The organism is Neobacillus phoenicis (assembly GCF_047302305.1).
Lineage (GTDB): Bacteria > Bacillota > Bacilli > Bacillales > Cytobacillaceae > Neobacillus.
The window spans coordinates 2,520,966-2,536,114 of sequence record NZ_CP154847.1; the positions used below are offsets into that span (position 1 = coordinate 2,520,966).

At 35.6% G+C, this 15,149-nt stretch carries 15 protein-coding genes; 9 read left to right on the forward strand and 6 right to left on the reverse strand.

Annotated features, from left to right (window positions below; translation table 11 throughout):
- The 5 genes from trpA (at nucleotide 1) to AA0X95_RS13095 (ending at nucleotide 5,083) form a co-directional block, all read left to right on the forward strand.
- Nucleotides 1-786 carry a tryptophan synthase subunit alpha gene (gene trpA / locus AA0X95_RS13075; protein WP_413309483.1) on the forward strand — a complete coding sequence of 262 codons (786 nt, stop codon included), beginning with the start codon at nucleotides 1-3 and terminating at the stop codon, nucleotides 784-786.
- Between the two features lie 757 nt (nucleotides 787-1,543).
- The gene (mnmH, locus tag AA0X95_RS13080) at nucleotides 1,544-2,620 is read left to right on the forward strand and encodes a tRNA 2-selenouridine(34) synthase MnmH (RefSeq protein WP_413309486.1); all 1,077 of its coding nucleotides are present in this window, start codon (nucleotides 1,544-1,546) and stop codon (nucleotides 2,618-2,620) included.
- A gap of 214 nt (nucleotides 2,621-2,834) precedes the next feature.
- Nucleotides 2,835-2,963: a hypothetical protein gene (locus tag AA0X95_RS13085; protein ID WP_413309488.1), complete on the forward strand. Its 129-nt coding sequence runs from the start codon at nucleotides 2,835-2,837 to the stop codon at nucleotides 2,961-2,963.
- Between the two features lie 30 nt (nucleotides 2,964-2,993).
- Entirely contained in the window at nucleotides 2,994-3,671 is a 678-nt protein-coding gene (locus tag AA0X95_RS13090; RefSeq protein WP_413309490.1) for a response regulator transcription factor, read from the forward strand.
- Nucleotides 3,668-5,083 carry an ATP-binding protein gene (locus AA0X95_RS13095; protein WP_413309492.1) on the forward strand — a complete coding sequence of 472 codons (1,416 nt, stop codon included), beginning with the start codon at nucleotides 3,668-3,670 and terminating at the stop codon, nucleotides 5,081-5,083. The genes AA0X95_RS13090 and AA0X95_RS13095 overlap by 4 nt, the downstream gene beginning before the upstream one ends.
- Before the next feature lie 64 nt (nucleotides 5,084-5,147).
- On the opposite strand, the gene sda is transcribed toward AA0X95_RS13095, so the two are convergent.
- Nucleotides 5,148-5,273 (reverse strand): sporulation histidine kinase inhibitor Sda, encoded by a 126-nt coding sequence (gene sda, locus AA0X95_RS13100; RefSeq protein ID WP_413310016.1) that lies wholly within the window; start codon nucleotides 5,271-5,273, stop codon nucleotides 5,148-5,150.
- 238 nt (nucleotides 5,274-5,511) lie between these two features.
- Here sda and AA0X95_RS13105 point away from each other — a divergent pair, with 238 nt between their 5' ends.
- The 3 genes from AA0X95_RS13105 (at nucleotide 5,512) to AA0X95_RS13115 (ending at nucleotide 8,137) form a co-directional block, all read left to right on the forward strand.
- A complete protein-coding gene (locus AA0X95_RS13105) occupies nucleotides 5,512-7,152 on the forward strand; it encodes an AMP-binding protein (RefSeq protein WP_413309494.1) in 1,641 nt (546 codons plus the stop codon).
- A gap of 97 nt (nucleotides 7,153-7,249) precedes the next feature.
- Nucleotides 7,250-7,453: a DUF6501 family protein gene (locus AA0X95_RS13110; RefSeq protein ID WP_413310018.1), complete on the forward strand. Its 204-nt coding sequence runs from the start codon at nucleotides 7,250-7,252 to the stop codon at nucleotides 7,451-7,453.
- 96 nt (nucleotides 7,454-7,549) lie between these two features.
- Nucleotides 7,550-8,137, forward strand: coding sequence for a GNAT family N-acetyltransferase (locus AA0X95_RS13115; protein WP_413309496.1), 588 nt, complete (start codon nucleotides 7,550-7,552; stop codon nucleotides 8,135-8,137).
- A gap of 41 nt (nucleotides 8,138-8,178) precedes the next feature.
- Here AA0X95_RS13115 and yidC read toward each other — a convergent pair whose 3' ends face one another.
- Both yidC and AA0X95_RS13125 read right to left on the reverse strand, forming a co-directional pair.
- On the reverse strand, nucleotides 8,179-8,967 hold the full coding sequence (gene yidC / locus AA0X95_RS13120) for a membrane protein insertase YidC (protein WP_413309498.1): 789 nt from the start codon (nucleotides 8,965-8,967) through the stop codon (nucleotides 8,179-8,181).
- A gap of 28 nt (nucleotides 8,968-8,995) precedes the next feature.
- Nucleotides 8,996-9,286 (reverse strand): hypothetical protein, encoded by a 291-nt coding sequence (locus tag AA0X95_RS13125; protein ID WP_413309500.1) that lies wholly within the window; start codon nucleotides 9,284-9,286, stop codon nucleotides 8,996-8,998.
- A gap of 210 nt (nucleotides 9,287-9,496) precedes the next feature.
- Here AA0X95_RS13125 and AA0X95_RS13130 point away from each other — a divergent pair, with 210 nt between their 5' ends.
- Nucleotides 9,497-11,074, forward strand: coding sequence for a cation:proton antiporter (locus tag AA0X95_RS13130; RefSeq protein WP_413309502.1), 1,578 nt, complete (start codon nucleotides 9,497-9,499; stop codon nucleotides 11,072-11,074).
- Nucleotides 11,075-11,141: 67 nt separating this feature from the next.
- Here the strand turns inward: AA0X95_RS13130 and pflA are convergent, their stop codons facing one another.
- The 3 genes from pflA to AA0X95_RS13145 all read right to left on the reverse strand — a co-directional run bounded on the left by pflA (nucleotide 11,142) and on the right by AA0X95_RS13145 (nucleotide 14,975).
- Nucleotides 11,142-11,894 (reverse strand): pyruvate formate-lyase-activating protein, encoded by a 753-nt coding sequence (gene pflA, locus AA0X95_RS13135; protein WP_413309504.1) that lies wholly within the window; start codon nucleotides 11,892-11,894, stop codon nucleotides 11,142-11,144.
- Nucleotides 11,895-11,963: 69 nt separating this feature from the next.
- A complete protein-coding gene (gene pflB, locus AA0X95_RS13140) occupies nucleotides 11,964-14,189 on the reverse strand; it encodes a formate C-acetyltransferase (protein ID WP_413310020.1) in 2,226 nt (741 codons plus the stop codon).
- A 333-nt stretch (nucleotides 14,190-14,522) separates the two neighbouring features.
- Nucleotides 14,523-14,975: a cupredoxin domain-containing protein gene (locus tag AA0X95_RS13145; RefSeq protein WP_413309506.1), complete on the reverse strand. Its 453-nt coding sequence runs from the start codon at nucleotides 14,973-14,975 to the stop codon at nucleotides 14,523-14,525.
- Nucleotides 14,976-15,149: the final 174 nt, after the last annotated feature.

Genomic DNA, 15,149 nt, shown 5'->3' on the forward strand with positions numbered 1-15,149 from the left:
ATGAATCGATTACAACATACCTTTTCTTTATTAAAAAGAAATAATAGAAAGGCGTTCGTTCCCTACATAATGGCTGGGGATGGAGGATTAGATAATTTAGTTAATAGGATGGTAGTATTAGAGAAATTTGGAGCAACTGCAATTGAACTAGGTGTACCATTTTCAGATCCAGTGGCTGACGGGCCAACCATTCAACGGGCTGGGATAAGAGCACTAGAAAGTGGTACCTCATTAAAAGGAATTATTTCAGAAGTGGCAAAGGCACGTAGGGTTGTATCTATACCTATTATACTAATGACCTACTTAAATCCAATATATTCTTTTGGGATTGAGGCTTTTGTTAAAGAGATAAGTGATGCAGGTGTCGACGGATGCATTATTCCAGATCTTCCGATTGAAGAGGAGGACATAATTGCACCAAATCTAGAGAATGTTGAAGTGGAGTTAATTCGCTTAGTCACTCCAACTACTCCAATGGAGCGAATCAAATTAATATCCAGTAAGGGTAATGGATTTTTATATGCCGTAACCGTGAAGGGAATAACGGGGGTAAGGAATGAATATGATGCTGAATTATATCAATTTCTAAAGGCGGTACAAGAAATTAGTCTAATACCGGTGCTTGCTGGTTTTGGAATTTCCAGTGGAGAGCAAATAAATGAGTTAACCAAACACTGTGATGGAGTAATCGTAGGGAGTAAAATTGTTGATTTATTTGAGACAAACAATCTGAACGAAATGGAAGGGCTGATGTCCAGCTTTAAACAAGAATCGAAGATTATCTAGTAAAAAAAGTCTATTCTTTTTTTAAGAGTAGACTTTTTTGTTCGTGTCATTTGTTACAGCAGGGAGAAGCTATTTTTACTATAATTTGGTTGATGATTTTATTAGAATGTTAGCCTTATTATAAGGATGGGGAATAATGAAGGTTTATGAAACGGTCCTGTCAATTCATCCAGATAAAAGTCCCATTTTCTTGATTGCTACGCAAGAGGGCATATGTGGAATTTCTTATCAGGTACGTGTTAATTTTGAAAAAAAAGATTTGCCTCATTAGAATGGAAATCCAATAGGTATGGTCAGCCATTTTCAAATATTAATATGGCTAAACCAGGAAGTTTAGATGTATTCAAAAGAGAGATCTTTTCGATCAATCTATGGGATTGGAAACCTTGTTATCATAAAGAGACAGGTATTATCCTCGGAGGAAAGTACTGGTCCGTTAAATTAAAAACTAAGGGAAAAATTTACGAAAGTGAAGGGGTAGAATACTATCCAGCAAATTGGGATAAGTTCTGTCAGGTAGTTGAAAGGCTAACAGGTACACCATTTCGATAATTGGAGTGTAATGCTACGATAGGCATATTCTACTTCTTGATAGTGAAATCTAACTCCTATATAATATTGTTATATAGTTAAACTCATTTAGAAATTCGTTCGATAGGTCTTTTTATGTTTGAAACTTCCCGTTGTGGAAGTTTTGTTTGTTTCTAAACAAATATTTTATGGGCTTGACCCATTATACTCTAGGAGTGCAATATAGATGAAAGAAATTACAGTTGAAGATCTTTTTACGCTAAAGAACCCAATTATAGTTGATATACGTTCGCCGATTGAATTTAAAGACGGTGCGATACCTGGAGCAATTAATGTGCCATTGTTTTCAGATGAAGAGCGGCATGAGATTGGTATTATTTATAAGCATGAAGGTCAGGCAGCAGCCAAGTGGAGAGCAATGGAACTTGTCTCACCTAAAATCCCTGAATTGTTACATACAATTAAAGACCATCATACCAATGGAGAATTAGTCATCCATTGTTGGCGTGGTGGGATGCGAAGTAATGCAGTTGTGACTTTTTTGGAGTTTGCTGGGATATATGCATGGCGTTTAGTCGGTGGTTATAAAGCATATAGACACCACATACTTGAAAAAATACCGACAATAATTCCCCAAAATGCAGTAGTAATCCATGGAATGACAGGTGTTGGAAAAACAGAGGTGCTAAAGATTCTGAAACAAAGGAGTTATCCAATTTTAGATCTTGAAGAAATGGCTGGGCATCGTGGGTCAATTTTTGGCACCATTGGTCTAGGTGAGGGCCATAATCAAAAAACATTTGACTCACTCTTATTTAAAGGGCTTCAGGAAATACAAGGATCAGATTATTTTCTTGTTGAGGCTGAAAGTAAACGAATTGGAAAAGCTGTACAACCTGAAGAGCTAATGGATACCAAGTTTAAAGGCATTAATATTTACATTCATTCTCCGCTTGAACAAAGAGTGAAGCAACTTATTTCTGAATATGTTCTGCCATATGAGAATGAACCATGGTATGAGAGTAAAATATTTAGTAATTTGGAGAAGGTATTAAAGCGAGTCAGGGATTTGGAAGTAAGAAGCAAACTAATGGACTATTTAGATGAAAAAAACTATCACGAATTGATTCGAATTTTACTGGAATATTATTACGACCCTCGTTATGATCATGCAAGACAAGAATACGAAGGAGATTTCTACGATATTTTTGCCGATAACCCGGTTGATGCAGCTGAAAAAGTTGAAAATAAGCTTAATGAACTATCCTTCCGACCGCAATTGGAAACAAATAAATTCATGTAATTTTTTAAGCGCGGTTAAGTAGAGGTTGACTCATAAAATGGGTCAGCCTTTTTCTTATTTCGTTTATTTTCTAAGAAAATTCTAATCTCCTTCTCATCAAGGTCTCCTTTCAAAAAAGTAAAATAATATTATTAATCCTACAACTACACCTACTTCTTCACTATCAAATATTCCATGTTTATGTTTCAAAATGTATAGTAAGGAGGAATGTTACATGTTATGGGTTAGACTAATTATGGTTGGATTTTTCTCTTTAACAGCACTTTCTCTCATATCATATCAATCAGTTGAAATTCTTCATGCATTTATTGATTTTTTTAAAGACAAACATCAGTTAAAATAGTAAGCAAAAATGAATTGAGAGCGTGGAAATATGCAAAATATACTAATTATTGAAGACGAAAAGAATTTAGCTAGATTTATTGAGCTTGAACTGAATCATGAAGGTTATAATACCACAGTCACAGCAGATGGAAGAAGTGGATTAGAATCGGCTCTTTCCCAAAATTGGGATGCCATTTTACTTGATTTAATGCTTCCAGAATTAAATGGTATGGAGGTGTGCCGTAGAATTAGGCAGGCGAATAAAACGATTCCGATTATTATGATAACTGCAAGAGACAGTGTACTCGATCGTGTTTCTGGATTAGATAGCGGAGCGGATGATTATATAGTTAAGCCATTTGCAATTGAAGAGTTATTAGCTAGATTACGGTCCTTGTTTCGAAGAATCGATGCAATCAATTCAAATGAATTAACAACGCTCACCTTTAAAGATTTAGAAGTTGAACTTGAATCATGTATTGTAAAAAAGCAAGGAAAAATTATTGGTCTTACTAAGCGAGAGTTCGACTTATTAGTCATTTTTATGAGTAATATTAACATTGTGTTAACAAGAGAAGTTCTATTAAATAAAGTCTGGGGTTACAGTACTGGTGTTGAAACAAATGTAGTAGATGTTTATGTCCGTTATTTAAGAAACAAAATAGATGACCAGGTTAATGAAAGTTACATCCGTACAGTACGCGGTACAGGATATGTAATGAGATGATTAATAAAATAACACTAATGTTTAATAGATTGCCATGGCAAACCAAACTGGTGCTAAGTGGTTCTTCAGCTATTTTTCTTACGTTCTTTCTGTTTAGTTTCTTAGAATATCATACAGTTTCGAAATGGATGATGAATCGCGAGGAAATTGCTATTAATCGGACGATTACAGATATTGCTACCTTTTATAAGGCAAAGGCAGAAACGTTAACACGGACTGATATTATTGATACTGAAGAATTTTTAAGGAACATGAATGATAAAGACCAATTAATTCGAGTTTATGACAGTAAAGGTAATATTCTTGTTTCTGATAAAAACGGTAACTTTCCTGTACTGGAGCCCGTTCCTACGAGAGTTAGTACAACAGATAGGATATCAATTGAAGGAAAAGAGGCTTTTGTAGCCAGATACCCAATCAATGGAGACAAATTTAAGGGGACATTAGAGGTTGTCCGTCATTTAAATAATTATCATAAAATGATGAGCAATCTCTTTTGGGTAATGACTATTTTTGGAGTTGCAGCAATTCTTTTTAGTGCCATTAGCGGCCTATTCCTTGCTAAACAGTTGCTGCAACCTGTTAGAAGGTTAGCAAGAGGAATGAAAAAAATAAAGGAAGATGGCTTTCAGGGAAGAGTGGAAGTCTATAAACAAAAGGATGATTTAACTGAACTTACAAATGTGTTTAATGAGATGATGGATGAAATAGAAAAATCCTTTCAAGCCCAAAAACAATTTGTAGAGGATGCCTCTCATGAACTTAGGACACCTGTTTCTATTCTTGAGGGTCACCTATCCTTATTAAATCGCTGGGGGAAAAAAGATCCTGTTATACTAGAAGAATCATTAGATGCTTCATTACAAGAGCTATCAAGACTAAAAAAGTTAATTAACGACCTTTTAGTATTAACACGTGCAGAAAATCAAAGGATTGTTACTGTTGAAAAAACAGATATAGTTGATCTTGCTCTAAAAATAATTAGTAAATTAGAAATCATTCATCCAGATTATCAGTTTGAAATTAAAATGGAAAAGAATTTACCGATGATTAATATGGCAGAGCATCATTTTGAACAAATATTAATCATTTTATTAGATAACTCAATAAAGTACTCTAATGAGGATAAAACAATCTCTATCTCCGCAGTCCGAGATGAGGGTGAGGTAATTGTATCTGTTTCAGATCATGGGATTGGAATCGCTAATGAGGATATCCCAGACGTGTTTAACCGATTTTATCGAGTAGATAAAGCGCGTATTCGTGAAAACGGTGGTACAGGGTTAGGCCTTTCCATTGCTAAGCAGCTAGTAATAAAATACAATGGGTCAATATTAATTGAAAGTAAAGAAGGAATTGGAACAAAAGTGAGTATATCTATACCAACCGCCACTCATAACAGGAAATCTTGATTCCAAGGTGAATATGATAAAAGACCGCTGATACATGTTTCAGCGGTCTTTCAATGCAAAAAAATTAACGTTTTTTAAACGGCCTTAGTCCACGACGTTGAATCTCATCTTTTAAAATTTTAATCCATTCCTTTTCCTTACCTGACTTTAATGCATCCCGATACGAAACGACCAATTGCTCGTTACTCATAATTTTCAAGTTAAGAAGGCCTCCTTGGAAAGTGGATTGAATATTCAGTTTTTATTATTGTAATGGTTTTCATCCACTTTGAGAACCCTTATTTATCATTTTTTTTAAGGATCACACACTTGTAAAAAAAGGGAAAATATATTTTAAAAATATTGAATATTCTTATAAATGTGGTAACATACTTTTGAAAGCGTTTTAATTTGTCGCTTGGTTTACTTGTACTGAGGGGGATGAAGAAATGACAGCTTTATTGAATTGTACTATTGGGAAATTATTAGAAGAAAAAGCAGAATTACATCCAGACCATACAGCAGTAATCTATTCAGACCGAAATTTAAGATGGAGCTATCGTGAATTTGACAGTATTTGTAGAAAAGCGGCTAAGGGCTTTATGAAGCTTGGTATAGAAAAAGGGGAACAATTAGCAGCGTGGTCGAGTAACACTCCTGAATGGCTTGTAACCCAATTTGCTACAGGTAAAATGGGGGCTGTTTTGGTTACTGTGAATACAAACTATCGTACAGCTGAACTCGAGTATTTATTAAAACAATCTGATTCTACTACCATTCTTTTAATGGATATTTGGAAGGATTCATCATATATAGATATGATTTATGAAATTGTTCCTGAATTGAAGACCGCAGAACCTGGGAAGGTAAAAAGCAGCAGACTTCCTTTTCTAAAGAATGTAATTGTTCTTGGTGATAAGAAGTATCCAGGTGCCTTTTCCTGGGAGGATATCATGCTATTGGGTGAAGAGGTCACCGATGAAGAATTAAACCGACGGATGGACTCCCTAGAGCCTGATGATGTGATTAATATGCAGTATACCTCAGGGACTACTGGATTTCCAAAAGGTGTTATGCTCACACATTACAACATCGTCAATAATGGATTTAATATAGCTAATTGTATGAAACTGACTGTTGAAGACAGGCTTTGTATCCCTGTTCCTTTTTTTCATTGCTTTGGTTGTGTCCTTGGTACGATGGCATGTGTTTCTGTCGGTGCAACAATGGTCCCAGTTCAAGATTTTAATCCAAAAAAAGTGCTTCAAACGGTTCAAGACGAAAAGTGTACCGGGCTCCATGGTGTGCCAACGATGTTTATCGCAGAACTGAATGAGCCGGATTTTGATAATTATGACCTATCAACGTTACGAACGGGTATTATGGCAGGATCCAACTGTCCGATTGAGGTAATGAAGGCTGTCATTGAAAAAATGGGTGTTAGGGAAATAACGATTGCTTATGGACAAACAGAGTCTTCACCAGTCATTACCCAAACCAGGACTGACGATCCAATTGAATTACGAGTCGAATCCGTTGGGAAAGCACTTCCAAACGTTGAGGTGAAAATTGTTGAACCTGGATCAAACCGAGAAGTGCAACGAGGTGTGCAGGGGGAATTATGTACAAGAGGTTACCATGTGATGAAAGGATATTATAAAAATTTAGCAGCAACAAATGATGCAATAGATCAGGATGGATGGTTACATACAGGTGATTTAGCTATTATGGATGAAAATGGATATTGCAAGGTTACAGGTCGTTTGAAGGATATGATTATCAGAGGAGGAGAAAATATTTATCCCCGTGAAATTGAAGAGTTTCTCTATTCCCATCCGAAAATACTCGATATTCAAGTAATAGGTGTTGCAGACGAAGTGTACGGTGAGGAAGTTATGGCATGGATAATATTAAAAGAGGGAGAAAAAGCATCTGCAGAGGAGATTAAGGAATATTGTATGGGTAAGATTTCTAAGCATAAAATCCCTTACTACATTGAGTTTACAGAGGCATTTCCAATGACAGCATCAGGAAAAATTCAAAAATACCGCCTACGAGAGAATGCTAGAAATGTAGTGGCAAAGCATTAATTTTTTTGAAGGGTAGATGAATGGATATTGTTGCGTATCAAGGGTTGTATTGATTATACTAATAATTGGACAAAGACGGAAAGGAACGATGGCAACAATGATTCATTTATCATGGCGTGAGCGGGAAACCGTTAAGAAAGTAAAATGCGTTCATACAGATGCGGAGAAATACCTGGTCAACAATGCACTGACAGCTGGGAAAATTTATGAAGTGAAAAATGAAACAGAAGAATTTTATTATATCATTGATAATACTGGCAAAGTCGGTGGCTTTTACAAGGATTACTTTCAAGATGTATAATTAAGTTCATGAGGACTGTGAGGCATTGCCTACGGTCTTTTTTATTACCATGGGTATTGAAAAGATAGATGTTTTAGAAGGGTGTGGAGAAACAAAATGACATTATGGGGTGAACTCTTTTCACTAGAAGGTGAAACAGTACGGCTAATTCCAATTAGTTTGGACCATTTAGATGGTTTGTGGGAAGCGGCAAAACCGGTGGAAATTTGGTCTTTTACAGCTAGTAAGATCCGTTCAAAAGAAGAAATGGAGCAAATGATTAAATTAGCAATAAAAGATAGGGAAGCTGGTACCCAATACACATTTACTGTTTTTGATAATGATCATCATATTATTGGCAGTACTCGGTTCCTGGATATTTTACCAGCGCATAAAAGTGTGGAAATAGGATCAACTTGGTACCACCCAAACGTATGGCGAACGAAAGTTAATTCAGAATGTAAATTTTTACTACTAACTCATGCCTTTGAAAAATGGAACATGACACGTGTTCAGTTAAAGACAGACTCCCGAAATAGTAGATCACAGCATGCAATCGCTCGGTTAGGTGCTGTAAAAGAGGGTGTCCTCCGTAAAGATCGTATCATTGCTGATGGTTATGTTAGAGATACTGTATATTTCAGTATCCTAACCGAAGAATGGCCAAAAATAAAAACTGATTTAATCATGAAACTGCAAAAATAAAAAGATGCCTGGTACTTATACCAGGCATCTTTTTGTTATTTTTATTTTTGTTTAACCTGTACTTCAGGTTTTTTGCTTTGATAAAGGCTACGACTAATATAGGTTTGAACAATTAAAAATGTTCCCCCGACAACCCAATAAAGAGGGAGAGCGGCAGGTGCATTAAAGGAAAACATGACAATCATTAATGGAGAAAGCAAGCCCATATATTTCATTTGTTCCTGCTGTTGAGTGGGCATATTGGATTGGGATACTTTAAATTGAAAATAATAAATTAGCCCAGCAATAATGGTAATAACGATATCAGGATGCCCAAGACTAAACCATAAAAATTCGTGTGTCTTAATCTCCTCCGAACCTCTAATCGCATAATAGAAGCCGGTTAAGATAGGCATCTGGATGAGAATAGGTAAACAGCCCATATTTAGTGGATTGACACCATGCTTTTGATAAAGGCCCATCATTTCTGCTTGAAGTTCTTGTTTTTTCTTTGGATCTTTTTCGGACTTCATTTTCTTTTGAATAACATCCATCTCAGGTTTTAGTACATCCATTTTTTCTTTCATAGCCATTTGGTTCTTATATTGTTTTAACATTAATGGCATTAGGACAAGTCTAATAATCAAGGTTACAAGAATAATCGCTAAGCCGTAATTCCCACCAAAAAAATCTGCTACTGAATGAATAGTAAATGAAAATGGATTTACAAAATAAGTATGAAAAAATCCGTCATTTTTACCGCTTTGAGTCTGAGCTGAGCAAGCAGATAATAAGAATGTAGTAATAGTCAGAATAGAGATAATTATAAGTGAAGAACGTTTCGTTTTCATATTTCCTCCTAAAGTGTAAGTGTTTTTTTTATGAATATAGGAAGGAAATAGGTTCTTCAGAGTCATCCTTAGAACATTCTTTTCTACGAATATATTTAACAATTCTATTTAAAATCATATTGCCATTTAAACAGCTTTTTTTTCGGTAAAAAAACAAAGGCTGGATCATTTTTGTGTCAGCAGGATTTGTTTGAGAACCACTAAATGAATATTCAACGCCCCATGCCCATAAAAATTTTAATGTTATACCTACATATATACTGACGTATAGCGCGTTTAAGGCATGAATATCTGAATGGTCGATGAGTAATTGAAACAAAAATAATCACCTCTTTTAAATGCCAATGATATGAGTATAAAGGAGAATAGGTAAAGAATCAATTTATTGTTTGCCAAAATACCAGTTTATGAAGAGTTTGCTAAAGTTTTATCAACCTTATTAAGAGTCTGTTGTTTAAGTTTTGATTTATTGTAAATATTAAATAGGATTATACTTCACTTTTTTATAAATAGAGTAAGGTGGTGTCACGTGGAGCATCTAGATTTGCATCACATCTTTGTTATGTCTTTATTTCTAGTTATGATAGCGGCGGGTATTACAGCAATTGCCAAGAAATTTAAGCAACCATACCCTATTGCTTTAGTGATAGTAGGGGCTTTGATTGGTTTAATGAATTTTCCTGCTTTAGAACCATTAAAATACTTTATTACACAAGGAGAAGTATTCCATTTTGTTATTGTCACTTTGTTTTTACCAGCTCTGTTAGGTGAAGCATCATTAAAACTACCTTTTGGTGAGTTAAAGACCAATAAGATACCTATTATCTCTCTGGCATTTGGTGGAACATTATTGTCGTTTCTTATTGTTGGTTTATCAACCTTTTATCTTTTGGGATTAACTATTACAGCGGCCTTTGTATTTGGAGCATTGATGAGTGCTACAGACCCGGTAAGTGTTTTAAGTATTTTTAAAAGCATTGGTGTAAATAAAAAATTGGCAATTGTCGTGGAAGGAGAAAGCTTATTCAACGATGGAATGGCGGTAGTACTTTTTCAACTTTCTGCGTTTTATTTATTAACCTATATAGACTTAGGGTGGGAGGGGTTAGGTCTAGGAGCATGGACTTTTGTGAAAGTTATATTCCTTGGCTTAATAATCGGCGGTGCACTTGGATATGGATTTTCGATCTTAACAAAGTTCTATGATGATTATCCTCTTGAGATTATTTTCAGTATTATTTTATTTTATGGTTCTTATCTTTTAGCAGAAAGTATACATGCATCCGGAGTAATAGCTGTTGTTGTCGCAGCTATGATTTTCGGGAATTTTGGAGCTAAAATTGGAATGACGCCTACTACTAAACTAAATATCGGGAATTTTTGGGATGTTGCTGCTTTACTAGCGAATTCAATTGTTTTTTTAATGGTAGGACTCGAAATAACAAGAATTGGGATTTTTAATAAATGGGGAATAATTTTTGCAGCAATAGTCATTGTTTTGGTAGCGAGAAGTGTGGCAGTCTATGCAAGTTTAGCATTCATCAAAAATTTTCCTCATTCCTGGAAACATATCATTAATTGGGGTGGACTAAAGGGGTCATTATCAATTGCACTTGCATTAAGCCTTCCTTACGATTTCAAAGGAAGAGACGAGTTACTAGTTTTAACCTTTTTCGTGGTTTTCTTCTCCCTAGTCGTTCAAGGCTTATCTGTTAAAACACTAATCAAATTCCTTGGTGTAAATCCAAAAGTAGAAGCGGCCAGTGAATATGAGTATTTAATAACCAAAATTCATCAATATGAAGCTGCAATTGAAGAAATTCACAAAGTGAGGAAGAGGCTTTTTATCACAGAATCACTTTCTAATGAGCTTGTTAAGGAGTATAAAGATAAAAAGGAATCCGTTGAAAAGCAAATTCAAAAATTATATCAGGATCATACTGAATTAAAAGAAAATCAAAAAAATATACTCTTAAGGCAGGCATTATATGCTGAATACGAGGCGATTAGTGATTTAACTAAGGAGGATGTTATCTCAAATGATGTAGCAGACAAAGAACATGCCAAAATTATGGATGTACTGGTGAATCTAGATAAAGAACATTAATATCAAAAAGACTGACACCTTATAAGACGGGGTCAGTCTTTTATGATAGAATCAGCCTCGTTAAACGTTATTTTTTCTCTATTGGAGCCCTCCAATGAGCTGTTAGCATCTGATAGGCAGATTCTACTTTAGCCTCTGCTGGTGGTTCTATATGCTTGAGAGGATATTCAAGTCCAAGTGTTTCCCATTTATAAACCCCAAGTTTATGGTAAGGAAGAATTTCAACCTTCTGAACATTTACAAGGGTTCCGATGAATTCTCCGAGTTTCTGCAGATCATCTTGATCATCTGTAACTGTTGGGACAAGAACGTGTCTCACCCAGATTGGTATTTTTCGTTCAGATAAAAATTTCGCAAACTCAAGAATGTGATCATTTGCCATTCCTGTAAGCAGAATATGTTTCTTCCGGTTAATATGCTTCAAGTCTAGAAGGACGAGATCTGTGTAAAGCAATAGCTCTTCAAGCTGTTCGATGAAAAGCTTAGAATGGGAGAAACAGCCTCCGGAAGAATCTATAGTGGTATGAATCCCTTTCTTTTTGCACTCCTTGAATAGTGCAGTAAGGAAAGGAATTTGTAATAAGGGTTCACCACCACTAACAGTAATACCGCCACCTGAAGCCTGAATGAAGGGGAGATAACTCATGAGATCTTCCATTATGTCAGGAACAGTCATTTGCTTACCTGAGCCGATTTCCCAAGTATCTGCGTTATGACAGAATTGGCACCGTAATAAGCAGCCTTGTGTAAAAATCACGAATCTTATTCCAGGTCCGTCAACTGTTCCTAAAGTTTCAATGGAATGTACATTTCCAATCATGATAATATCCCCTTTCATTTTTCAGGGAGGCTGACTCATTTGTATTTGAATTGGCCTCAGTTTGCTTTTTTATAATGACTCATGGAAAGTCCGATTAATAACGTCAAGCTGTTGTTCTTTAGTTAATTTAATAAAGTTTACCGCATAACCAGAAACACGAATGGTTAATTGTGGATACAGCTCAGGATGTTCCATTGCGTCGATTAAAGTTTCTCTATTAAAGACGTTAACATTTAGATGATGTCCAGATTTAATGGCATAGCCATCTAATATAGAAACAAGGTTGCGAATTTGATTCTCTTCTTCTTTTCCTAGTGCTTTTGGTACAATGGAGAAAGTGTTGGAAATTCCATCCATCGCATAACTGTATGGAATTTTTGCAACAGATGATAAAGATGCCAAAGTTCCTTTTGTATCACGACCATGCATTGGATTGGCACCAGGAGCAAAAGGTTCTCCCGCACGGCGTCCATCAGGAGTGTTACCAGTTTTCTTTCCATAGACCACGTTTGAAGTGATGGTTAAAACAGATAAGGTATGAAATGAATCGCGATAGGTTGCATGTTTGCGTAATTTCTTCATAAAGGTCTCAACAATTTCAACTGCTATACTATCAACAAGATCATCATTGTTTCCGTATTTAGGGAAATCCCCCTTAATTTCAAAGTCAACTGCAATACCATTTTCATCACGGATTACTTTCACTTCACCATATTTAATGGCACTTAATGAGTCAGCGACTACACTCAAGCCAGCAATTCCAGTTGCCATAGTACGAAGTATTTTTGTATCGTGTAAAGCCATTTCAATGCGTTCATAGCTGTATTTATCATGCATATAATGGATAACATTTAGAGTATTAATATATAAACCTGCTAACCATTCCATCATTTGGTCAAAGCGTTGCATAACTTCTTTATAGTCCAGTACTTCTGCTGTAATTGGCATATACTGTGGACCAACTTGAATCTTTAATTTTTCATCCACACCACCGTTGATGGAGTAAAGAAGAGCTTTTGCTAAATTCGCTCGCGCACCGAAGAACTGCATTTGCTTTCCAATTTCCATCGCGGACACACAGCAGGCGATTCCATAATCATCGCCGTATTCAGGACGCATTAAATCATCGTTTTCATATTGAATAGAACTTGTTTTAATCGACATTTTTGCACAATACTTTTTGAAGTTTTCAGGTAGCTGTGGAGACCATAGAACGGTTAAATTTGGCTCCGGAGCTGGTCCTAAGTTATCTAGTGAATGAAGGAAACGGTAGGAGTTTTTTGTAACAAGAGAGCGACCGTCCTGTGCAATTCCTCCTATAGACTCTGTTACCCATGTAGGGTCACCGCTAAATAATTCATTATAATCAGGAGTACGGGCAAATTTCACTAAGCGAAGCTTCATAATAAAGTGATCTACGATTTCTTGTGCTTCCTCTTCTGTGATTGTGCCAGCCTGTAAATCTCTCTCAATATAAATATCTAAAAATGTTGATACTCGTCCAAGACTCATTGCTGCACCGTTTTGTTCCTTAATGGCTGCAAGGTATCCGAGATATAGCCACTGGAATGCTTCTTGTGTGTTAGCAGCAGGTCGAGACAGATCGAAACCATAGCTAGTACCTAATTCCTTTAGTTCATGTAAAGCACGTATTTGCTCTGCAATTTCTTCACGTATACGCATATTGTCTTCGGTCATTACCGTACTTGTATTTTTTTTATCTAGTTGCTTTTGCTGGATTAGAAAGTCTACACCATATAAAGCTACACGACGGTAGTCACCGATAATACGTCCACGACCGTATGCGTCTGGAAGTCCGGTAATAATCGCTGCTTTACGAGCAAGCATCATTTCATCAGTATAGGCATCGAAAACACCCTGATTGTGAGTTTTACGGTATTCTGTAAAAATTCTTTCAATTTCAGGATTCAATTGGTAACCGTATGCTTCACATGCGCTTTTAGCCATCCGTATTCCGCCGAAGGGCTGTAATGAACGATTAAATGGTTTGTCAGTTTGTACTCCAACTACTTTTTCCAGGTCTTCATTAAGGTAACCCGGCCCATGTGAAGTAATTGTAGAAACAGTTTCTGTGTCCATATCAAGGACACCACCGTTTTCACGCTCTTGCTTTGTTAATTCCATTACCTGGTCCCAAAGGTTTTTTGTAGCTTCAGTTGCATCAGCTAAAAAAGAATCATTTCCTTCAAAAGGCTTATAATTTCTAAGTATAAAATCTCGAACATTGACTTCTTTCGTCCAAGTTCCTTTATCAAACCCTTGCCATTGTTCCATCATTTTTCACCTCTTCAATTTATAGAAAACATTAAACTGTTTTACTGTTTATATCTTACATTTAGTATAACAGTTTAAAAGTGATAAATGTCACCTGAAAAACGGGTAAATGTTAAGATATTGTGAAGTCTGGATTTTTAGGGTTTTATTGTGTTGTATTTTGAACTTTTTATGAACGGAAAAAGAGAGGATTGTAAACTGTACTATAAAAAAATGTTAAAAAATAAAATCTGTTATACAAGAAGAATTCAATAATAACAACGTATTTATAGTGGAAACCCATGAAACAGAATAAAGGAAAAAAAGAAATAAGCAGGAGTTTGGATCCTGCTTTTAATCTACTACTATATAAGCAATCATTGGGCCATTATGTACTCTATCCTGATGAACTTCACATATGAGACGATACGTACCTTCTTTTTTAAACTGTAGGGGAACAATTGTATCTTCTCCTTTTTTTACTTTACCTTTAATGGCCGTCCCTTCAATATAAAATGGGTGCTCTTCGCCGTTGATTCCACTAATAATTAAACGGACCTTCTCTCCTTTTTCTAATAATATTGTTCCGGGATCCCAACGGTATGCCTCTATTTCTTTTCCATCTTTCATTTTAGTTTTGAATTCACCTGTTACCATATGGATTTCTCGGATATTCTTATCTGTCTTTTGATTAAATACAGTGGTATCTCCTGCTTTTACCATTAACCATGCAGAAATACTGGCTATTACGACACCTAAGGCTAAAAAAAAGAGAAGAGTCTCTTTCTTAAACACTACAAACTTCATTAATAACCGCCTCCTAAATTTGTCCTATTTAATACTTATGCATAATAGGTTAGAAAACTTGTCTTCTTTTTAAAACTTTTCATCTTACTAAATACTAGGACAAAAGGATGCATACTATTGAATTACAGAGAAAACGGTTGAACGTAAAAGAAAATGTCTACAATGAAGAATAAT